Origin of the sequence: Anoxybacillus mongoliensis (assembly GCF_014201515.1) — a bacterium.
Lineage (GTDB): Bacteria > Bacillota > Bacilli > Bacillales > Anoxybacillaceae > Anoxybacillus > Anoxybacillus mongoliensis.
In genome coordinates this window covers 59,525-79,919 of record NZ_JACHEQ010000004.1, presented here as the reverse complement: position 1 = coordinate 79,919, position 20,395 = coordinate 59,525, and the positions used below count along the sequence as shown (strand labels likewise).

Sequence of the window (20,395 nt, the reverse complement as noted above, 5' to 3'; positions counted from 1 at the left end):
AGCCATCGTTTTCACGTATTTAGCATAGCATGTTTTCTATCTCACGACTACTCCATCTAAATTGTATCTTGTAGTTGCTCAAGATCTTGTTCATCAATTAACACATCGCGTGGCTTGCTTCCTTTTGGTGCCGATACGATGCCACGTTGCTCCATCATCTCAATTAAGCGTGCCGCCCGGTTGTAGCCGATACGAAAACGACGTTGTAAACTTGATGTTGAGGCACCACCTTGTTGAACAACAAACTCACACGCCTCATAAAACAGCTCATCATCTTCATCAGCCTGTACATGTTGTTGCAATAGCTCATCATGTTGAAATAAATAAGACGGTTCCATTTGTTGTCGTACATGGGCGACGACACGCTCTATTTCTTCGTCCGATACAAAGTTGCCTTGCAAACGAATTGGTTTTGCTGTTCCATTTTCCAAAAATAACATATCGCCTCGTCCGAGTAATTTCTCCGCACCGTTTATATCAATGATTGTACGCGAATCAATTTGCGACGATACGGAAAAGGCAATACGCGTTGGAATATTTGCCTTAATTAAACCTGTGATGACGTCAACAGATGGTCGTTGTGTAGCAACAAGCAAATGAATACCACATGCTCGCGCTTTTTGAGCGATACGGCAAATCGCTTCTTCCACATCAGCTGGGGCAACCATCATTAAATCTGCAAGCTCATCAATGACAATGACGATATACGGTAAATGTTGTTCGGGTTTTTGCGCTTTTCGGATTAATTCGTTATAACGTACAATATCACGCACACCGGTATGTGCAAATAACTCATATCGCCGCTCCATTTCAGACACAGCCCATTTTAATGCTGCCGTTGCCGCTTTTGCATCCGTGATAACCGGGCTAACTAAATGTGGAATATGATTGTATGGTGCAAGTTCGACCATTTTCGGATCGATCAACAATAACTTCACTTCGTGTGGTGCTGCTTTATATAACAAGCTCACTAACATCGCATTCATACATACGCTTTTTCCTGACCCAGTTGCCCCCGCAATCAACCCGTGCGGCATCTTTTTTAAATCAGTTACGATCGGTTTTCCCGAAATATCTAATCCTAAAGCGACGGTTAACGGAGAGTCTGATTGCTGAAACACCTCGCTTTGCAACACTTCACGAATAAAAACAGGGCGGCTTGATCGGTTAGGTACTTCAATTCCGATCGTGTTTTTCCCAGGAATAGGCGCTTCTATACGAATATCCACGGCCGCTAAATTTAATTTAATATCATCCGCTAAATTCGTAATTTTATTCACTTTTACTCCAAGTTCTGGTTGCACTTCAAAACGAGTAACCGTTGGACCTTGAGTCACATGAACGACTGTCGCTCCAACATTAAAATTTTTAAACGTCTCGTTTAATCGCTCTGTTTGTTCTTTTAACCACGTTTCATCAGCTTCATGACGTATACTTGGTGCGTGCAACAACGATAGCGATGGGAATACATATGATTGTTTTTGCTGTCGCTCTTTCCATTTTTCTCGATCTTGTTTTAACATCATGACGTTATATGGTACACCGCTTCGTTGTCGCGTTCTTTCCTCATGAACTTGTTCGATTTTTGCTTCTCCCCGTTCCTGTTCTTTCGTTTCTTCCTCCTGATTTTGCTCCATGTGTTCTTCAGCAGTTTCCGTTTCATAAACAACTTCTTTCTCTTCATGAAGTGGCTCACTTACCGCCATGTGCGCATGTTCAGTTGTTTCGTCAACAAGCTGTCTTTCTATTGACTCCCCTTCTTGTGTATGCACACGCTCGTTTGTTTCAACTTTTTCAACGATCGGAAGTTCAAATTCAACAACCACATCATGTTCTTTTTTTCGCTCGACACGCTCCATTCGCTTATAACCAAACACAGGCGATGGCACATCTGTCGGGCGAAACGTGCGTGATTCACTCTCTGTTCGCTCTATGCGATACGTTTTTTTCTTAAATGAATCGGTTTGTACCGATGACCGTTTTTGGTCATATGTTCTCTCTTTTATTCTTTCCTTTGGTTCATCTGGAATTAATGGAAAGCGAAATTTTCCTCTCGGATATTCATAAACGACTTTTGCTTCAATTTCTTTATATTCGTTCGTCGGTACAGACTGTTGCTGTTTTCGCATCTTTTTTGGCTCATGCTGTTCCCCGAATAAATAACGAAATAATGCCTTTAACCAACCCATTCCATCCTCACTCTTTCCTTTGTCATTCGGTTTTATTTTACCACAAAAAAAGCTGACTGCCGTCACGGAAGTCAGCTGAAAAATGGTTGGCCTACTTCGTACTCATCATGTAAAACAAGAATACCTTTTTCTTGTGGGGCGTTTAGCAAATCTAACTCGCGCGCAGAACAAATCATCCCATAAGATTTCACTCCACGAAGCTCTGCTTCTTGAATGACTAGACCGCTCGGCATGACCGCTCCGACTTTAGCAACAACGACTTTTTGCCCCGCTTCTACGTTGGGAGCCCCGCATACAATTTGCAATGTTTCCGTACCCACATCTACTTGACAAACACTTAACTTATCAGCATTCGGATGCTTCTCTTTTTCTTTCACGTAACCGACAACAAACTTTGGTGAAAAGTCAGCCGTTACTTGTTCATTCACACCATTTTTTTGCAAGATGTCGTTAATTGTCGCAATGACTTGCTCGGTTAGTTCAACAACTCCATTTCCTTCAAATGTGCCATATGTAGACGCATGAAAAATATTGTAGCCAACGGTTTCACCTGTCTGTTCATTAAAAATGCGCACAACGTCTCCTTTTTTCTCAAAAGCGCGCGCTTGTGGGTCAACAGCCTTTAATGTAATAAGTAACGTATCACCAATGCCCTCACGGTTGTAAAATACGTTCATTACTTCTCATCCTTTCGACGATTTTTTCCGAGAATAAAAATTGGTTGCAACTGCCCATCTTCGTATAAAAACGAAAGAGCCGTAATCGGCACTCTGCCGCTTGCAAAAAAGCTCATCGTCAGCTGTGCAAGTACATCATAGCCGATTTCGTTCTCAATGTCAGCAATAATGAGCACATCTTGATGGGGAACAGCAAGTAACATCGTTCCTTTTATTTTTTCAGCAAACTTTTTTAAAAAAGCATCATTTAATATGCGACTTGCATCATATCCGTCATTTGTGTTTATAAAATAAAACGTGTTGCCAGCGACACGGTCTTCTTTCACCGTTGTTGGCAATGAACGAACATTAAAACGTGCGATCTCTTTCAATTGTTGCACATCCCAGTGTTCCAATTCAACTAAACGTTCATCAATGAGGCGATACGTTGTTCCTAAATCAAGTGCATAATAAATGCGCGTTTCTGCTGTATGTTCGTCATAAATAAACATCGTCCCTTCATTCGTTTTTGTCGGAAATGAGGTAGAGCGAATGACCGGATATATATGTTTTTCTTTTCCTTGTAGCGGTGAATCATCATGTAATGCCGTTAACGTTTGCTCGACATAATAAACGACTTCATCAATGGCACGCTCTTTTTCAAGCTCCCATTTTGCAATAACGTGGGGCAAGGAGATGGTCACTCCTTTTTTCGTTTCGCGATGCTCAATACGAAGTGTATCTTTTTTTCGATCCCATTGGAAATCCCATGGATAATGAGATAACCGCTGTTGAATATGCTCGCTTATTTGCTTACTATTCATCACGCTCACCTAAGCTTTGAATGAACGAGACAATTTCTTCTTTCGTTTTCCGATCTTTGCTCACAAATCGTCCACGTTCTTGCCCATTTTCATATGCGATAAAACTCGGGATGCCAAATACGTTATGCTCTGTAAACAAGTCAAGCAATTGATCGCGATCTACCGCATAAAACGTATAATCCGGAAATTGTGCTTCAATCTCCGGTAAAACTGGTTTGATGAATTGACAATCACGGCACCAATCAGCCGTAAACATCATAATAACTTTCCCATGCTGAATCGCGTCGTTATATTGTTCGATCCGTTCAATTATTTTCATTCATTTATTCATCCTTTCTTTTGGTGCTCATATTGCCCTTTTAACATATGAACGATATGTGTATACATCGTTGTTCGATCGACTGCTCCATTCGTCAAAATGCCGATCGCCCCTTCATTTAAACGAACATCACGGCGATTGGCGTATCCATCCATCACTTCAGCTAACTCTTTTCCCATTTTTAATTGTTCACCTATCTCGTTAGGAAGCGGAATGCGCGCCCCTCCAGCAACAACAACGACTTCATCACGATCAACGAGCGCTCCCCAATTGCATAACCAAATCACCCCATCTTGTGCAACAAATACACCGCCTTCTAATCCAATTCCGATGTCAGCTTGTTGATAAGAAACAGCTAATTTCGCTCGCTCAATGGCCCCTTGCAACGTTTCCTCGTCAGAAAACGGTTGTTTGGATACACTTGGTTGCACATCGCTCGCTATGATCGTATAGTGAGCCTCATGAAATACAGCTTTCACCGCTTTTACTTTCGTGTTGTTTTTCGTTCCAACAGCGATTTTCATCCATACATCTCCTTAAGCGTTATGGCGAATAGCATCCACAGTCGTACGATCACACTGTTTCACAAGAGCGACTAATAGCTGTTTTGCCGCTTCGTAATCGTCAATATGAATGATCGATGCATGCGTATGAATATACCGTGCACAAATGCCAATGACAGCTGAAGGGACACCACTATTGGCGATATGTACTCTGCCCGCATCTGTTCCGCCACCTGGCGAAATGAAATATTGGTATGGAATATGATTTGTTTCTGCTGTATCTAAAATAAATTCGCGCATGCCGCGATGAGTAATCATCGTGGCGTCATAAATGCGCACAAGCGCTCCTTTGCCAAGATGACCGAACTCTTTTTCATCACCTGTCATATCGTTCGCTGGACTTGCATCGAGCGCGAAGAAAATATCCGGCTTGATCATCGTTGCTGCTGTTTGTGCACCACGCAATCCGACTTCTTCTTGGACTGTCGCTCCGGAATATAATACATTTGGCAACGTTTCATCTTTTAACTCCTTTAACAACTCGATGGCCAAACCACAACCGTAACGATTATCCCACGCTTTCGCCATAATCTTTTTCTCGTTTGCTAACGGTGTAAATGGACAAATCGGCACAATTTGTTGCCCAGGACGAATGCCCATACGCTCCGCATCGTTTCGATCATCTGCGCCAATATCAATCAACATATTTTTCATATCCATCGGTTTTTTTCGCTGTTCCTCATCGAGCAGATGCGGTGGAATTGAACCAATCACACCGACAATTGGACCTCGATCCGTTATAATTTGCACACGTTGAGCTAACAATACTTGACTCCACCAACCACCAAGTGGTTGAAAACGAATCATTCCCTGCTCAGTAATAGCAGTAACCATAAAACCAACTTCGTCCATATGTCCAGCAACCATTACAACCGGTCCATTTTCCGTTCCTCGCTTCACCCCAAAAATGCTTCCGAGCCGGTCTTGCACAATTTCATCGGCATATTTTTGTAACTGCTCACGCATAAAAGCGCGCACCGCATGTTCATTTCCCGGTGCCCCCGGCAATTCCGTTAACGTTTGAAATAACTGCAAATCCATCGCTGTTTCCCCTTTCTTTTCTCGCTAATTGTCATTGTAGCGAATTTTACATGTAGTTTCCACCCATACAATTCGGTATACTAAAAGAAAAAGTGGAGGAATGCATATGCGCATGAAAACATTTTTTACCGGTATCGTTGTCGGTGCAACGGCTGCGTACATATTTAATGAGTGGCAACATAAACGTTTGATTTCATCTGAACAAGCGCTTCAAAAGGCAAAAGAAGCTTTTCAACAAACTGGTACAATTACAGGATCGTGGATTCAAACGACCGTTGAAACAATCGAAAAGAATGGACTGCGTTACGACGTCTATCGAGGGGGAATTACTCGTCCAACAGGTGCATATGAATGTTTGATTGATGCAAAAACAGGAACAATTATTGATACAAGGAAATTGTAAAACCCAAGCAAAGCCGCTTGGGTTTTTATTGGCGTTTGAGCGCTTCGACAATTTGAAACTGATCATTCCAACGGACCGCACGATAATATGCATCGTGATAAAACGTAAACCATGCATTGTTTTCCATTCCAAAGGCAAGCCATGTTTGTTTGGCGAAAATAGATGTCATTGGGTAATCATCATACGCCATAACCCAAAGCGGATTTTGATGGGCATGCGTCGGCATCAAATCACCGAGGTGAACGGCTGTTTCCCCTTCGGATGTGATAATAATGATCGCGTGTCCATCGCTATGACCGCCTGTATGAATCATCGTTACCCCTGAAACAACTTCCAATTGTTCCGCAAACGTATCGACTTGATCAACAATCGCTTCCCAGTTTTCTTTCCAATACGTGTTGCGCGAGCGAATGTTTGGCTCTCTCATTTCTGCCCACTCTACCGCTGACGTAATAATGCGCGCACGCGGAAACGTCGAAACGAGCGTGTCCCCTTCCCATTTCGTTAAACCGCTCGCATGATCGAAATGCAAATGCGTCATTAATACAAAATCAATGTCTTCAGGTGTCAAAGAAAGAAGCGCCAACTGCTCTTCTAATGAGGACTCTTCTGTTACCCCAAAGTTTCGTTTTTGCTTTTCATTTAGTTTTCCTCGCCCGATGCCAGATTCAATTAATATATTTTTCCCATCCATTTGCAATAAAATCGGATCTGTGCGGAGCGGAATTTGATTTTGTTCGTTACATGGGTATTTTTTCACCCAAAGCGGCTTTGGTACGACACCGAACATCGCTCCACCATCTAAATGTGTAATTCCTCCATTTAGCCACGTCATTGTTGCTCGACCGATCGTTAATTTCTCCATTATCTCTCCCCCTTGTCCTCTTTCATTACTCATTTTAACATTACAAAAATATTCAGAAAAGAAAAAAACCTATGCCTAATTATGACATAGGTTTCCGATACTTTACTTCACAACGGTAAATCGGGTTGCCTTTTTCTGAAAATTTTTGTTCATATTCTGTCATGACATTTCCTTCGAAATTACTTCGATGAAGATCAAGGCTGACATATTGAAGAATTAAACCATATTGCGAGAAGCTGACCAGAGAATATTCAAACAATCCACGGTTATCCGTTTTAAAATGAATTTCTCCCTCATCAACTAAAATGTTTTCGTATAGCTCTAAAAACGAGCGATACGTTAGGCGACGTTTTTCATGTCGCTTTTTTGGCCACGGATCAGAGAAGTTCAAATAAATACGTTCAACCTCTCCTTTAGCAAAAATATTTGTTAAATCTTTTGCATTAACATTTAATAAGCGCAAATTTGGTAAATCATTTTCAATTAGCTTGTCAAGCGCACATACGATGACGCTCTCATACAATTCAATTCCGATATAGTTAATATTCGGGTGCGTTTTTGCCATTTCTGTAATAAAACGACCTTTTCCTGTACCAATTTCGATATGGATCGGATGATCGTTTGAAAACAATTCACGCCAGCGCCCTTTGTATTGTTCGGGTTGCTGGATAATGTATTGTGGATATGCTGCAATTTTTTCTTTCGCCCAAGGCTTATTTCTTAAACGCACGTCTCATCCTCCGTTTCTTTGCATATAAAAAGATAAAAATGGCCATATTAATAAGCGAATAGGGGGATGAACATGGCCATTAATCATGAGCATCAATTAACTGTATTAAAAGATATTTTATCGGAACATCAACTCGATCGTTCAGGAACCGTTGCAGAATGTGAACAAATTGAGCGGCTCGCCAAATCGTTGATGGCGAACAATGCCGTTCATTCTGAACTGAAGCAAACATTGTCTCATATTTACACGTACAGTCAAAACGGCAAAAATTCAGCCGATCTTTCTTCACATATCAATCAACACGAACAGCAACTCGCTGATTGGATGGATCAGTTAACGTAGTACATGTTCAAGGAAATGCAACAGTCGTTGCATTTCCTTTTCATTATTTCGGTCTTTATGCCATGCAAGCAACCCAATCGTCTGGGCAACAGTATACCATTTCATACGTAACTGCAGTTGTTCATCGAACTCCATACCATATTCTTCTAACCAACTCACCCACTGTTCTCTTGGAATGTAAGCATATAATAACATTCCGATATCAATCGCAGGATCCGCGATCATTGCGCTATCCCAGTCAATTAAATATAGTTGATTATCTTCTGTTAACAGCCAATTATTATGATTCATATCACAATGGCAAACGACATAATCCGTACAATACACATCATCTACGTGTCGCTCTAAAAATGCAAATGCGTCCCGAACAGTCGCGTGCGCATTTAACTCAACATGTTCATTCTTCTTGACTTCCTCTAGCAAACGATGAGGTACCAAAGGCTTTTTGCCGAGACGCTCCATCATCCCCAGCAACTCTTTCGAGCGATGAATTTTCCGAAGTAATTGGGCAACTTGTTTGCTAGTCATATCATGCGGCTTTAATTCACGCGCTTGCAAAAATTGTTGAGCGGTAATGACATCTCCATTTTCCATTCGTTTCGTCCATACTAATTTTGGAACGATTCCTTCTGCCGATAAAACAGCTAAAAATGGAGAAGAGTTGCGTTTCAAAAACAACTTCTTCCCATCGTGCTCCGCAATATATGCATCCCCTGTCGCACCACCTGCCGGGGAAATTTCCCACTCCTTACCTAGTAACTGTTCCAAGTGAGCTCACCTTTCGACTTAGTCAAAATAAAAATTGCAATTGTCATCTTACTAGATTTTATCTTTCTCATCGTTTCCCCGTCAACATTCAATTAATATCCACGTGCCAATTCCATTTATTTCAATGTACCGTTCGCTTATTTTTCCTATTTCTTCTTGATTTGAACTAAATACAATTTCCCATTTTCCTTCAAAAAGAGGCAATGTCGTTTTTTTCTCCTCATTATGATGAACAACAACAATTTGCTCCCATGAACCATATGCACCAACGTCAACTAGTTGATAAGCAATAACAGATGGATGTGTATCATAAAATTTGATGTGACGCCGAACTTGATCGGCAGTAAAAAAACGAAACGCGCCATGTTTTTTACGAAGCGCAATAAGGGCCATTATCTCTCGAATATCTTCTTCCCATTCACTTTTCCGCTCCCAATCGATTCGATTCACTTCATCAGGAGCGTTATAGCTATTTTCAATTCCTTGTTTTGTTCGATAAAACTCTTGACCGCTGTGCAAAAAAGGGATACCTTGCGATAATAAAACGATAGCTGTAGCTAGCTTCTGACGTTTGCGACGAATATATTCACTCTCATGCGAATTCGCAATCATCATTTTATCCCATAATGTATGATTATCGTGACATTCGACGTAATTGACACTTTGCCTTGGCGAAAAAAATAGATGAATGCTTCCCCGAATAACTTCCATTACTGCTTCTTTATATGAGCAATCCCCTAACGCAAATCCTCGATCGTATACTTGGAATGTGCTACCTTTAACATAGTCACGAAATCGATCATTAAAGTAAGCGATGCGTGGCGTATGTTTTGCGTTCGCAATCGTTGTCTTTTTTTCTTGAGGTAACGGAGTAGCTAACTCCCAACCTTCACCAAGAACAAGAACGGTCGGATCAATTGCATCGATGGCACGACGAACGTCATTCATTGTATCGATATCTAAAATACCCATTAAATCGAAACGAAATCCATCGACGCCGTATTCACTTAGCCAATATGTCACTGAATCAATGATAAATTTTCGTACCATTTTTCTCTCAGATGCTAAATCATTTCCGACCCCTGTTCCGTTTGACGGATAACCGTTTGATTCATATCGAAAATAATAGCCCGGGACGAGATGTTCAAACGATGATGTTTCACGAATATATACATGATTATATACAACGTCTAAAATGACGCGAATACCTTCTTGCTGAAATGCTCGAATTGCCTGTTTTAGCTCCATGATACGCACATATGGATCAATCGGATCAGTTGCATAACTTCCTTCTGGAGCATTGTAATGTACCGTATTGTATCCCCAGTTGTATTCAAGTGGATCGAGCTCATTAACTCCCTCAAAATCTTGTACTGGCATGAGTTGAACATGCGTAACACCGAGCTGTTTAATATAAGAAAGACCTGTTAGTGTTTCATTAGGACCTATTGTTCCCCGTTCCGTTAAACCCATATACTTCCCTTTTTGTTTTACTCCACTTCTTGGATGAATCGTAAAATCGCGCACATGCATTTCATAAATGATCGCATCTGTCATGGAAATAAACGGAGGCATGTCTGGCTTTGGCATGTTTGTCTTTGTCAGATCGACAACAACACCATATGCGCCATTCACCGAAACGGCTTTCGCATAAGGGTCAACGGCTTCACGCCAAACAAAATTGATGTATGTCTTATACGTATACAAAAAATGCTCCATATCTTCATACACTGTATATGTCCATATCCCTTTTTGTTCTCGTACCATTACATAAGTCGTTTCTTCTTTCGTCTTTGGATGAATAAGCTTTAATAACACCGTTGTTGCCGTCGGAGCCCACACTTTAAACGTCGTTTTTTCCGGTTTGTATGTTGCACCGAGATCATTTCCGTCATATGCATATAAATCGTCAAACGCTTTTGTTCGCATCACTGCTCCTACTTGTAAAGGGGCTTGCCATCCTTCTTCCGTATAAACGACATATCGTTTCCCTAATGGAACAATAAAAGAAACGAGACACTCATATTTTGTAAATCGTTGCTGTTTCTCACTTGAACGAACTGTTAAACGGTATGCCGTTTGTTCCTCATCGCATAAAAAAAATATTGGTGCACGTTCGTGAACAACATCGTTCGGTACCAAAATGGTAATTAACGTCAACTCATCTAAATAGGCTTCAAACGGGTGTTGTTTTGTCATCATTATCGGTCACCAACTTCCACTTTTGAAGTGAATCATTTTTGTTGTAAAATGGATCAAGATAAGGGGGGGAGAAATGATGCATTCATGCATCTCATGTAGCGTTCCATTTCCAATTTTACAATCTGGCTACTTACTTATTATGCAGGAAGAGCAAAAAAAGTATTTATGTTATTCGTATGATTCATTGCAACAATTAGCGACATATGTAGAGACAATCGTTCCAAAAGAAAAAACATTCGTAGCGTTATGCAAAAATCCCGATTCACCAGGGGCGTTCGTTCCCATTCATGAGTTAAGCATTCGAATTAAGCATGAAGATGTTGTCCAATGCATAACAAATGGACCGCTCACAAGTTATTTACAACCGATTATTCATACAAAAACAGGAGACGTTTTCGGCTATGAGTGTTTACTGCGCTCACAACACTTTTCGCCTAAACAGCTTTTTTCTGTCGCACAACAAACAGGTTTGCATACATTTTTAGATCGACGAGCACGCGAAGAAGCGATTCGAGCACGTACAAAAATAAAAAAAGGGATAAAAAGTTTCATTAACTTTTTACCATCAACAATTTACAATCCCGAATTTTGTCTTCGTCATACATTTTCCATCGTCGAACAATATGAAGTAGCACCTGAAGATCTTGTATTTGAAGTTGTCGAGACCGAAAAAATCATTGATGTTGACCATTTAAAGAACGTATTTGCCACATATAAACGATCAGGAATGAAAGTAGCCTTAGACGACGTCGGTGCCGGCTTTTCAACAATCGATATGCTTACGCTATTACAACCTGATTATGTAAAAATTGATCGCCACTACATTCAAAATTGCGACCAAGAAAAAGAGAAACAAGCGTTTTTAAAAGAAGTAACTCGAATTGCGCAGGCGCTTGGCATTCACGTACTTGCTGAAGGAATTGAACGAAAAGAAGAATTAGACTACTGTAGAGAAATTGGCATTCCGTTCGCCCAAGGCTACTATATCGGCAAACCGAGCCCAAATCCGCTATAAAAGAGGCTGAGCTCTACTCATCAGCCTCTTCAACTTCTTCAATGACGAGCGGATCGTAATAGCGTGTATCACAATACGTCAACAATGATTGTGCTGCCTTCAGTTGCATATGCTTCAGCGGCATGCTCAACTGTCTGAGTGACATAAACCATGCATCATAATGACGGCGATCGATAATGTCAAGATCGCTCGGTGCGTAACGATAATCAATATATCCTTCTCGATTTATCAACACTTTTTTAATCGGCATATCGACGGAAAATTGTTTATAAATCGTTTGAACAACTTTTTCTGTTCGGTGAAGCGAAATCATCGGGTTGACGATTTTTCGCTCCACATCATCGACAATCTCCGTCCAAAAACGTTCAGCCGAGCCAACGATAATGTTATTTTTTCGTTCTTCCGTAAACGCAATGCACCACGTTGTCGTTGGGCTAATTAAAATCGTATTTAGCTCGACAGGAGCTTTTTTCAATAAAAACACAGGTTTATACATACACAAGTACGTATCAGGAAAACGTTGCAAAAAATATTTCAAATATACATCATAATAATATTTCGGATCAATAATGGATTCTTCCGTTAACGTTGAACTTGCCCAACGAATTTGCAGTTGAAACAGCTTTTCTAAAAATAATATCTTTAATTCTTCAAGCGTTTTCGGTTCGGACGTAATGGAAAACATAAAGTCTTCCTCTTCTTCCGATTGTTCATTTTCTTCTGTCACATCTTTTACTTTTTTTCTTGTCCATATTTGCTTAATTTTATCAAAAAGAGACGTCTCTTCCTCAAGCCATTTCCATGATTCATACGAATGTGGTTCTACCCTTAAAGCAAGTTGCCCCGTCTCCCACGCATGCTTCATTCGTTCCCATTGCTTCTTTTTTAAGCGAATGAACTCGCTTGGATAATGATAAATATCTAGCTCGTAGCGCGAAATATAATCTTGAAGCTTAATCAGCTGTCCCACGCCTTAACCCCCAGCAATCTATTGTTACTTTCATTCTACAACAAAAGTAACAACGGGCAAAGAAGAGAAGCAAAAATCGCACTTAACGTCATTGCTACCGAGCTAATCGCTGCTTCTTTTTTACCCATTTCAAGTGCTTTTGCAGTACCAATGCCATGTGAAGCCGCTCCAAGTCCGCTTCCGATCCCTAAAGCTGTAGTGAGGCGTAAGCGTTGAAAAATCGTTGGTCCAAACATTGCGCCAAAAATTCCTGCAACCATGACATATACAGCGGCAAGCGTTGGTATGCCGCCAATGAGCGCTGCAATATCCATTGCAACGGGTGAAGTGACTGATTTCGGAATAATTGATCGAACAACTTGTTCAGGTAAATGAAAAAGACGTGCCAATAATAAGCCGCTCCCCATCCCAATGATCGTACCGAAAAATGTGCTACATAATAACGGCCATAAAAACTGTTTGAGCGTATGACGATGTTGATAAAGTGGCAAAGCTAGTGCGACAACTGCTGGACCTAGCAAATGAACAAGCCATTTTCCTCCATCCATATATTGTTCGTACGATAGATGAAAAAGTGATAATGTGATAATAATAACGACTGTGCTCGTTGCAATGGGCACAAGCAACGGAAAATAAAAGCGGGCATACAATTTGCGCATCGCCATATACACAACAATTGTCCACAAAAGCATACTAGCGCCAATCATGCCCCTTTCACCTCACGCACTCGCTTTTGTTCACGTGTTTGTGCCCATTGACCGATGAAACCAACAAACAACATGACGATCATCGTGCTCACGATGACAACGAAAATGGACCATATCCCTTTCCCTGAGAAAAGTTCAACATAATCCATGACACCAACAGTCGCCGGGATAAACAACAGTGTTAAATGAGACAAAAGCATGTTGGCACCACGAGAGATCCACTCTTCCTTCACTATTCCGCTCATTAACAATAAAAATAGAAATAACATCCCTATCATACTTCCTGGAATAGGAATGTGTAACAGTTGCTGAATAAATGAACCGACAACATACAACGTATACAATACCCCAATTTGAATGATCGTAATCCCCATCTCTTCTCCCCCTTTTGTCCAGTTATGAAAGAGGAAAGCGCATAAGTGGCTTATATTTCGGTGTTTCATTTACATGTGTCTCATATAACACAACGTCATGCACAAAAAATTGAACGTCTTCTCCTCCCATTTTTCGCGGATATGTTTCAAGTGAAAATGGAAACGATCCGTTCCATTTTTTAGCGAGCGTAATATGCGGTGTAAATGGTCGTGCATCAAGAGAAAAACCAATCTTTTTGCAAACGTCATACACATCTTGACGGAGGGAAAACAAACAGGACTCTTCTTTTACGCCATACCATAAAATACGCGAGCCAAATGAATAAACTTCGCTCAGTTGCAAAGAAAACGCCTTATGTTTTCGGACCGCTTCTGGCATACGTTCTGCAATTTGCTTTCGCTCTTCTTCCGTTACCTTCCCTAAAAACGCAAGTGTGATGTGATAATCTTCCTCATGAACGAACAAACGAAATGGCGCTTTCCATTGAGACATAAAATGATGTAGCTGCTTTTTTACTTCGCTCGGTACAGGAACTGCCAAAAAATAGTACATTTATGTCCCACCTTTTAATTTTCTAAATTTTATCAAATTTCCGATACTTTATGCAATGTCTTTTTTGACTGCCAAGCAAAAATGACCATTCCTCCAAATGTCAACAATCCAAAAAATAAATATACGTGCTCGATCGTCCAACGCTCTAAAATATACCCTCCTACAAATGTACAAAACCAACTCCCAAGCCCATTTCCAACCGTGGCATAAAGCGATACAGCCGTCGTACGCACGTGTGCGGGAGTAATGTCGCGAACATATTGAAGAGCAGCTGGAATAAACAAACCGACAGACGCCCCTTGTACAATTGTCGTTGCATATACAATAGCTAGTGGTGGTTCAAAAAAGTAAAATGTCCACCGAGCACAAGACAAAGTTGTCGCAACTAATAACACGCTCATCATTCCAAACTTTCGGACGACGCCGTCGGCAAATTTCATAAACGGCGCCTCACTTCCTGCGGCTAATAAAAAGGCAAGTCCTACGCCCGCAAGCGTTCCACCTAAATCAGTAATCAAAATACCGAAATAAAAATTGTTGGCATAAATCGGACCGAAAACAAGAAACGTCGTCAACAAAAATAAAAGAAACCTAGGAATTCGAATCAATTCTTTCATTCCTTCTCGAATGTTCACTTTTGCACTTGACTGCTCCCTTGGCAACTTCCATGCAAGTACACTCGAAATAATGAGCAAAGCAACGAAAATGTAAAAAATAAAGCGAAGCTGGAATAACTGAGCGACTTGTCCTGCAATCGGAACAGCAGCAGCAAATCCAAGTGCTCCCCATAAACGAATCGAACCATACCGTTCATTCGCTTTTTGCACATAATGAAGCGTAATACTGTCAGATAGTGGAACAATACCACTTTGCATAACTGCAAGTAATGCGGCAATCACAAGCAACCATACATAAGAATGAACGAGCGAATACATAAAGCCAAAAAAAGCCGTACCTAATAAAGATACGATTAACACTTGAACTGGTTTGCGCGTATAATCGCTTATCATTCCCCAAATTGGCTGGATGAAAATCATAACGATCGGGCTAATCGACATAATCATCCCGATTTCCGTTCCCGACAATCCGACTTCATCTTTTAAGTACACAGATAATAGCGGAAAAAGCGAACCGAAACTAAAAAATTGCAAAAAGTAAAACATGCGAAAAATACGTGTATACACGAAAAATCCCCCATATCGATATAAAATGACGAAAAGTACCGTCATGAGCGACGGCACTTTTCATTATAACATATTTTTGGAAATTGTCATTTTGCTAACTCATAAATAGCTTGAGCGTAAATAGCTGTTGCTTTAACCAAATCATCAATAAACATGTACTCATCTTTTTGGTGTGCCACATCTGGACGATTCGGAAATAGCGGGCCAAACGCCACCCCCGCTTGTAAAGAACGCGCATATGTCCCACCGCCAATCGCAAGCAACGATGCCCGTTCGCCCGTCTGTTCTTCGTAAACACGTTGCAATGTTTGCACGAGCGGATGATCTTTCGCGACATAATGTGGTGAAGAATGAGAAAAGTTTGTTAACGTAAAGTGATGACGGTTTGCTACTCGCTCGATCGCCTCTTTCGTACGTGTAATGTCGCTCGTCACAGGATAGCGCAAATTAATGCCGATCTTTCCCCCGTGTTCACTTGTATATGAAAGAACACCGACATTAATCGTCAAATCACCTAGTTCCTCATTTGTATGCGCAACCCCTAATTGCTGTCCGCGTGTATCTCCGTGAAAATATTGGGAAACAAAACGGACAAACTCGGCTGCTTGCGGATCAAGTGCTTCATCTACCAAAAATTTTGTAAGCCATAGCCCTGCATTTACTCCGTTGTTCGGTTCCATACCGTGAGCAGAAACACCTCGAATGGATAACTTCAACGTTTCGCCATCTACATGCACCTCACCTTCAAGCGTATGCGAACGTAAAAATGTGAGAAAACGATCTTTTATGTCGTTTCCATTTCGCAAAACAGCTTCCGCAAAATCTGGAACCATATTGTATCGACGGCCAGCTTGAAACGACAAAAGAACACAATCATCTGCTTTTTTATTCATTGGCTGTTGAATAAGATCAAAGTCGACAATCCCTTTTTCAGCGTAAATAATCGGAAAATCGGCATCCGGCGCAAAGCCAAGCGTCGGCATGGACTCCGTTTGAAAATATCGTTCGACACATTGCCAATCGCTTTCCTCATCTGTTCCAATAATCATGCGTACACGCTTAGATAGTGGGAGCCCTAGCTCTTTCACAATTTTCATCGCATAAAATGCAGCAATCGTCGGACCTTTATCATCTAAAGCACCACGTGCATAAATTTTCCCATCGACGATCGTTGCCCCAAACGGATCAAACGTCCAACCGTCACCAGCAGGAACAACGTCAACATGACATAAAACCCCAACAATCTCTTCTCCATCACCCATTTCAATGTGTCCGGCTAATCCGTCTACATTTTTCACAACAAATCCTTCTTCTTCCCCGCGTTTCAACATGTAACAAAGCGCTTCATACACTTCTTTTCCTAGCGGAGCTTCTTTCGTCGCTGTTTGTTCATTACGTACGCTTGGAATGCGCAAAAATGTTTGTAAATCTTGCAAAAGGACTTTTTCCCGCTTCTTTACTTCTTCCATCCAGTTCACATTCATCGTCACTTTCACCTTTCCTTAAGAAAAATATGGTATTAATTGTGTAAATATTGTGTAAAATTCAGCAAATTTATAGCATTTTTCTTATACTTTCGTGTAAAATAAATAGTGAGACATCTAGTTTTTCATCTTTGTTGTACCATGCGAATGATGTGACGATAGGGAGTGATCATTTGAAACCATCTACCGATCGCATGCTAACCCGTATTAAGTCCGTCTACATGTTCATTAATGAAAGGGGAACTGTGACAACGCAAGAGCTCGTGGACGAATTTGGTATTACTCCACGAACGATTCAGCGGGATTTAAACGTGTTAGCATACAACGACTTAATTCACAGCCCTAGCAAAGGTAAATGGACAACAACTAAAAAAAGAGTGAAGATGTCGTCATAATGAAAGGTATATAGACGGAACCTGAGCGATGCGGGTTCCTATTTTTTGTCTTCTCCTTTTAATAAAGCAATTTCTTCATCTGTCAATTCACGATATTCTCCCGGTTCTAACGTTTCATCAAGCGAAATCGGTCCCATTTGTATGCGCTTCAAGTAAATGACACGTTTGCCGATCGCTTGAAACATTCGTTTAATTTGATGAAACTTCCCTTCTGTAATCGTAACCTGAACATCCGAGCGCAAACCCGAACGGATGATCACAAGCTCTGCCGGTTTTGTTTCATATCCATCATCGAGCACAACACCACGTTGAAATGCAGCAACATCCGCTTCAGTGACTTCACCATCAATAATCGCTTCATATGTTTTCGGGACATGTTTTTTTGGTGACAACAACTGATGAGCAAGTTGTCCATCGTTTGTTAACAACAATAGCCCTTCCGTATCTTTGTCAAGCCGTCCGACCGGGAATGGATCAAAAATCCGATCTCCCTCTTCTAACAAATCGACAACCGTTTCTTCTACCGCATCCTCCGTTGCTGAAATGACTCCTTTTGGCTTGTTCATCATTAAATAAATAAACGGTTTATACTCCACCTCTTCTTCCCATACAGTAACAACTTGCGCTTTTGGATCGACATGTATTTTTGCATCTTTAACGATCGTTCCATCGACTTTGACTACGCCTGCTTTCAACAGCTTCTTTACTTCTTTTCTCGTTCCATATCCCATGTTAGCTAATAATTTATCAATTCGTAGCACTACAATCCCTCCGAATGTTTTTCATTTTTAGGCGTTCGTCCATGCACCGATGCCAACTGTCACATATACTGCCTACGTAACAATTAAAGCGAAAGGAGTTTTCCAAATGGACGAACGCCAACAACAGCAACAAATGCCGGGCATGCCTTATTACGGGGGCTCTCCGTTCACACCAGGATTCCCTAGTGGATTTCCGGGCACACCAGGATTTCCGGGCACACCAAATTTTCCAAGCGGTTCCCTCGAACGCCGCGTCGATCGCCTTGAGCGCATAACAGAGCGCCAACAACAACAAATTAACAATTTAAATCGACGTCTCCAACGCGTTGAGCGTCAACTCGGATTTCCATTTAGCAGCGACTTCTAATAGAAAGAAGAAGGCTATGACACAGCCTTCTTTTCTTTTTTTCTAAAAAATGAAAAACGGTTGCCAAATAAAGCATATAGCAAGTTTGATCGTTCACTTAAATAAAAATAAACAGCCGCTCCAATGAGTCCACCAAAAGCAACAATGATCACGGATTGGATCATGCTCCCATTGTAATGCAGGGCACGATCCATAAGTTTTACAATCGGCCAAACGACTGCGCACATGATCGCCGTCAAAATCCCCATAAACAATATACGCTTGGCGACAAAATGATACCGATAATTTGTGTAACGTTGAATAACCCATAAGTTTAATCCAACTGACAATGCATATCCGATTGTCGTCGCTAAAATGGCTCCCATCGTTTCAAACGAGACGATAAGTATATAGTTAAAAAATAATTTAAACAAAAGTCCGATTGTTAAACTGATTACAGTAAACTTTTGTTTATTAATTCCTTGCAAAATAGCTGCCGTCACAGAAAATAAAGCAAAGAAAATGGCCGTTGGCGCATATGCTCGTAACACTTCTGTTCCTAGTGGATCATAGCTATAAAAAGCTGCATATACATATTCAGATAAAAGAGCCATACCGATAACAGCTGGCAACGTAATAAACATGACGACTTGAAATGTATCGTTTAAATACTTTCGTAACTGCTTGCTTTCCCCTTGCACGTACGCCTTCGTAATCGTCGGAATAAGCGTTAAACTAAACGATGTAGCCAGTGTCACAGGAATGATGACTAACTTTTGTGCCCATACATTAAAAATGCCGTATGCGTCTTCAGAAATCGAACCAAGCCCGATGCTCGCCATCGCTTTGTTAAATGTAAATTGATCAATAAGCTGATATAGCGGCATCGCTAACCCAACAAAAGCAAATGGAGCTGCATAGGCGATCAGCTCTTTATACATATCTTTTAACGACATATGGATCGTGCCACGATCTTGCTTTAATATTTCATCTAAAAACGATTTTCGCTTAAACCAGTATATAAATAAAACAGCTAGTCCACCAACTGCACCGATAAATGCTGCGAACGTTGCCACTTGAATGGCAGTCACAAGTGAACCGTCGAAAATACGTAAAACGATATAACTACCCGCAAGCAAAAAGACGATGCGTACAAGTTGTTCAACAACTTGCGAAAGCGCCGTCGGTCCCATTGACTCATGCCCTTGAAAAAACCCTCGAATTAAGCTCATCATCGGCACAAGCAATAAAGCGAAACTGACTGCACGAATGACAGAGGTGACATCGGCAATCGAGTTGCCGTGACCATCATCATTTACGACAAATGGGGCTAATAGTGGCGCACTCATATATAAAATGAGCCATGCGAGAAAACCAGTGATTGCCATTAACGTTATCCCTGACCGAAACAATTTTCGTCCAATCGCATATTCCCCAAGCGCATTGTATTTCGACACAAACTTGGATACCGCAAGCGGCACACCCATCGTTGCAATACTAATAAACAACGTATATGGAACATAGCCATACGAATAAAGGGCTCCTCCTTGTTTTCCAACCAGCTGATAAAATGGGAAGACGTATATAAGACCTAATATGCGCGATAAAAACACGCCCCCCGTTAAAATAAATGTGCCTCTTAACAACTTTGATGATGACATATTATCCCTTCCTTAACGGATTCATTGCTTCACTTATTTTAGC

The 20,395-nt window shown here is 41.0% G+C and carries 23 protein-coding genes; 5 read left to right on the top strand and 18 right to left on the bottom strand.

Annotation, left to right across the window (positions count from 1 at the left end; all coding sequences use genetic code 11):
• Nucleotides 1–56 precede the first annotated feature (56 nt).
• The 6 genes from HNR43_RS05435 to HNR43_RS05410 all read right to left on the bottom strand — a co-directional run bounded on the left by HNR43_RS05435 (nt 57) and on the right by HNR43_RS05410 (nt 5,592).
• On the bottom strand, nt 57–2,189 hold the full coding sequence (locus HNR43_RS05435) for a DNA translocase FtsK (RefSeq protein WP_183241959.1): 2,133 nt from the start codon (nt 2,187–2,189) through the stop codon (nt 57–59).
• Between the two features lie 71 nt (nt 2,190–2,260).
• On the bottom strand, nt 2,261–2,866 hold the full coding sequence (gene ytpR / locus HNR43_RS05430) for a YtpR family tRNA-binding protein (RefSeq protein ID WP_183241957.1): 606 nt from the start codon (nt 2,864–2,866) through the stop codon (nt 2,261–2,263).
• Nucleotides 2,866–3,669, bottom strand: coding sequence for a DUF1444 domain-containing protein (locus HNR43_RS05425; RefSeq protein ID WP_183241955.1), 804 nt, complete (start codon nt 3,667–3,669; stop codon nt 2,866–2,868). The genes ytpR and HNR43_RS05425 overlap by 1 nt, the downstream gene beginning before the upstream one ends.
• Nucleotides 3,662–3,988 (bottom strand): thioredoxin family protein, encoded by a 327-nt coding sequence (locus HNR43_RS05420; protein ID WP_183241953.1) that lies wholly within the window; start codon nt 3,986–3,988, stop codon nt 3,662–3,664. The genes HNR43_RS05425 and HNR43_RS05420 overlap by 8 nt, the downstream gene beginning before the upstream one ends.
• Before the next feature lie 8 nt (nt 3,989–3,996).
• Nucleotides 3,997–4,512: a DUF84 family protein gene (locus HNR43_RS05415; protein ID WP_183241951.1), complete on the bottom strand. Its 516-nt coding sequence runs from the start codon at nt 4,510–4,512 to the stop codon at nt 3,997–3,999.
• Nucleotides 4,513–4,524: 12 nt separating this feature from the next.
• Complete coding sequence (locus tag HNR43_RS05410) at nt 4,525–5,592, bottom strand: M42 family metallopeptidase (RefSeq protein WP_183241950.1); 1,068 nt, start codon at nt 5,590–5,592, stop codon at nt 4,525–4,527.
• Between the two features lie 106 nt (nt 5,593–5,698).
• Here HNR43_RS05410 and HNR43_RS05405 point away from each other — a divergent pair, with 106 nt between their 5' ends.
• Nucleotides 5,699–5,995 (top strand): PepSY domain-containing protein, encoded by a 297-nt coding sequence (locus HNR43_RS05405; RefSeq protein ID WP_246346253.1) that lies wholly within the window; start codon nt 5,699–5,701, stop codon nt 5,993–5,995.
• 25 nt (nt 5,996–6,020) lie between these two features.
• Here HNR43_RS05405 and HNR43_RS05400 read toward each other — a convergent pair whose 3' ends face one another.
• Both HNR43_RS05400 and trmB read right to left on the bottom strand, forming a co-directional pair.
• Nucleotides 6,021–6,860 carry a YtnP family quorum-quenching lactonase gene (locus HNR43_RS05400; protein ID WP_183241946.1) on the bottom strand — a complete coding sequence of 280 codons (840 nt, stop codon included), beginning with the start codon at nt 6,858–6,860 and terminating at the stop codon, nt 6,021–6,023.
• 79 nt (nt 6,861–6,939) lie between these two features.
• Nucleotides 6,940–7,590, bottom strand: a complete 651-nt coding sequence (gene trmB / locus HNR43_RS05395) for a tRNA (guanosine(46)-N7)-methyltransferase TrmB (protein ID WP_183241944.1) — start codon at nt 7,588–7,590, stop codon at nt 6,940–6,942.
• A 72-nt stretch (nt 7,591–7,662) separates the two neighbouring features.
• On the opposite strand from trmB, the gene HNR43_RS05390 reads away from it, so the two are divergent.
• Nucleotides 7,663–7,932 carry a YtzH-like family protein gene (locus HNR43_RS05390; RefSeq protein ID WP_183241942.1) on the top strand — a complete coding sequence of 90 codons (270 nt, stop codon included), beginning with the start codon at nt 7,663–7,665 and terminating at the stop codon, nt 7,930–7,932.
• Here HNR43_RS05390 and HNR43_RS05385 read toward each other — a convergent pair.
• A complete protein-coding gene (locus HNR43_RS05385; RefSeq protein WP_183241940.1) occupies nt 7,924–8,700 on the bottom strand; it encodes a phosphotransferase family protein in 777 nt (258 codons plus the stop codon). The genes HNR43_RS05390 and HNR43_RS05385 overlap by 9 nt on opposite strands.
• 81 nt (nt 8,701–8,781) lie before the next feature.
• The gene (gene pulA / locus HNR43_RS05380; protein WP_183241938.1) at nt 8,782–10,902 is read right to left on the bottom strand and encodes a type I pullulanase; all 2,121 of its coding nucleotides are present in this window, start codon (nt 10,900–10,902) and stop codon (nt 8,782–8,784) included.
• Nucleotides 10,903–10,978: 76 nt separating this feature from the next.
• On the opposite strand from pulA, the gene HNR43_RS05375 reads away from it, so the two are divergent.
• A complete protein-coding gene (locus HNR43_RS05375) occupies nt 10,979–11,917 on the top strand; it encodes an EAL domain-containing protein (protein WP_183242133.1) in 939 nt (312 codons plus the stop codon).
• Nucleotides 11,918–11,930: 13 nt separating this feature from the next.
• Here HNR43_RS05375 and HNR43_RS05370 read toward each other — a convergent pair whose 3' ends face one another.
• The 6 genes from HNR43_RS05370 to pepV form a co-directional block, all read right to left on the bottom strand.
• Entirely contained in the window at nt 11,931–12,887 is a 957-nt protein-coding gene (locus tag HNR43_RS05370) for an NERD domain-containing protein (RefSeq protein WP_183241936.1), read from the bottom strand.
• 35 nt (nt 12,888–12,922) lie between these two features.
• On the bottom strand, nt 12,923–13,594 hold the full coding sequence (locus HNR43_RS05365) for an LrgB family protein (RefSeq protein WP_183241934.1): 672 nt from the start codon (nt 13,592–13,594) through the stop codon (nt 12,923–12,925).
• A complete protein-coding gene (locus HNR43_RS05360; protein ID WP_183241932.1) occupies nt 13,591–13,968 on the bottom strand; it encodes a CidA/LrgA family protein in 378 nt (125 codons plus the stop codon). The genes HNR43_RS05365 and HNR43_RS05360 overlap by 4 nt, the downstream gene beginning before the upstream one ends.
• Before the next feature lie 22 nt (nt 13,969–13,990).
• Nucleotides 13,991–14,521 (bottom strand): RNA 2',3'-cyclic phosphodiesterase, encoded by a 531-nt coding sequence (gene thpR / locus HNR43_RS05355; RefSeq protein ID WP_183241930.1) that lies wholly within the window; start codon nt 14,519–14,521, stop codon nt 13,991–13,993.
• A gap of 32 nt (nt 14,522–14,553) precedes the next feature.
• A complete protein-coding gene (locus HNR43_RS05350) occupies nt 14,554–15,705 on the bottom strand; it encodes an MFS transporter (RefSeq protein WP_343055728.1) in 1,152 nt (383 codons plus the stop codon).
• Between the two features lie 86 nt (nt 15,706–15,791).
• Nucleotides 15,792–17,189 carry a dipeptidase PepV gene (gene pepV, locus HNR43_RS05345; RefSeq protein WP_183241926.1) on the bottom strand — a complete coding sequence of 466 codons (1,398 nt, stop codon included), beginning with the start codon at nt 17,187–17,189 and terminating at the stop codon, nt 15,792–15,794.
• Nucleotides 17,190–17,362: 173 nt separating this feature from the next.
• Here pepV and HNR43_RS05340 point away from each other — a divergent pair, with 173 nt between their 5' ends.
• Nucleotides 17,363–17,584, top strand: coding sequence for a DeoR family transcriptional regulator (locus HNR43_RS05340; RefSeq protein ID WP_012574138.1), 222 nt, complete (start codon nt 17,363–17,365; stop codon nt 17,582–17,584).
• A gap of 38 nt (nt 17,585–17,622) precedes the next feature.
• On the opposite strand, the gene HNR43_RS05335 is transcribed toward HNR43_RS05340, so the two are convergent.
• Nucleotides 17,623–18,345, bottom strand: coding sequence for a pseudouridine synthase (locus HNR43_RS05335; RefSeq protein ID WP_183241923.1), 723 nt, complete (start codon nt 18,343–18,345; stop codon nt 17,623–17,625).
• A 106-nt stretch (nt 18,346–18,451) separates the two neighbouring features.
• Between HNR43_RS05335 and HNR43_RS05330 the strand changes: the two genes are divergently transcribed.
• Nucleotides 18,452–18,712 (top strand): hypothetical protein, encoded by a 261-nt coding sequence (locus HNR43_RS05330; RefSeq protein WP_082180290.1) that lies wholly within the window; start codon nt 18,452–18,454, stop codon nt 18,710–18,712.
• 14 nt (nt 18,713–18,726) lie between these two features.
• Here the strand turns inward: HNR43_RS05330 and HNR43_RS05325 are convergent, their stop codons facing one another.
• Nucleotides 18,727–20,352, bottom strand: a complete 1,626-nt coding sequence (locus tag HNR43_RS05325; protein ID WP_183241921.1) for a putative polysaccharide biosynthesis protein — start codon at nt 20,350–20,352, stop codon at nt 18,727–18,729.
• Nucleotides 20,353–20,395: the final 43 nt, after the last annotated feature.

Bases quoted from the DNA above. Each gene is read 5' to 3' on its own strand.
- HNR43_RS05390 (WP_183241942.1), top strand. From the start codon at position 7,663: ATGGCCATTAATCATGAGCATCAATTAACTGTATTAAAAGATATTTTA.
- HNR43_RS05435 (WP_183241959.1), bottom strand. From the start codon at position 2,189: ATGGGTTGGTTAAAGGCATTATTTCGTTATTTATTCGGGGAACAGCAT.
- pepV (WP_183241926.1), bottom strand. From the start codon at position 17,189: ATGAATGTGAACTGGATGGAAGAAGTAAAGAAGCGGGAAAAAGTCCTT.
- ytpR (WP_183241957.1), bottom strand. From the start codon at position 2,866: ATGAACGTATTTTACAACCGTGAGGGCATTGGTGATACGTTACTTATT.
- HNR43_RS05330 (WP_082180290.1), top strand. From the start codon at position 18,452: ATGGACGAACGCCAACAACAGCAACAAATGCCGGGCATGCCTTATTAC.
- HNR43_RS05415 (WP_183241951.1), bottom strand. From the start codon at position 4,512: ATGAAAATCGCTGTTGGAACGAAAAACAACACGAAAGTAAAAGCGGTG.
- HNR43_RS05365 (WP_183241934.1), bottom strand. From the start codon at position 13,594: ATGATTGGCGCTAGTATGCTTTTGTGGACAATTGTTGTGTATATGGCG.
- pulA (WP_183241938.1), bottom strand. From the start codon at position 10,902: ATGATGACAAAACAACACCCGTTTGAAGCCTATTTAGATGAGTTGACG.
- HNR43_RS05420 (WP_183241953.1), bottom strand. From the start codon at position 3,988: ATGAAAATAATTGAACGGATCGAACAATATAACGACGCGATTCAGCAT.
- HNR43_RS05375 (WP_183242133.1), top strand. From the start codon at position 10,979: ATGCATTCATGCATCTCATGTAGCGTTCCATTTCCAATTTTACAATCT.
- HNR43_RS05410 (WP_183241950.1), bottom strand. From the start codon at position 5,592: ATGGATTTGCAGTTATTTCAAACGTTAACGGAATTGCCGGGGGCACCG.
- HNR43_RS05405 (WP_246346253.1), top strand. From the start codon at position 5,699: ATGCGCATGAAAACATTTTTTACCGGTATCGTTGTCGGTGCAACGGCT.
- HNR43_RS05325 (WP_183241921.1), bottom strand. From the start codon at position 20,352: ATGTCATCATCAAAGTTGTTAAGAGGCACATTTATTTTAACGGGGGGC.
- HNR43_RS05400 (WP_183241946.1), bottom strand. From the start codon at position 6,860: ATGGAGAAATTAACGATCGGTCGAGCAACAATGACGTGGCTAAATGGA.
- thpR (WP_183241930.1), bottom strand. From the start codon at position 14,521: ATGTACTATTTTTTGGCAGTTCCTGTACCGAGCGAAGTAAAAAAGCAG.
- HNR43_RS05425 (WP_183241955.1), bottom strand. From the start codon at position 3,669: ATGAATAGTAAGCAAATAAGCGAGCATATTCAACAGCGGTTATCTCAT.
- HNR43_RS05360 (WP_183241932.1), bottom strand. From the start codon at position 13,968: ATGGGGATTACGATCATTCAAATTGGGGTATTGTATACGTTGTATGTT.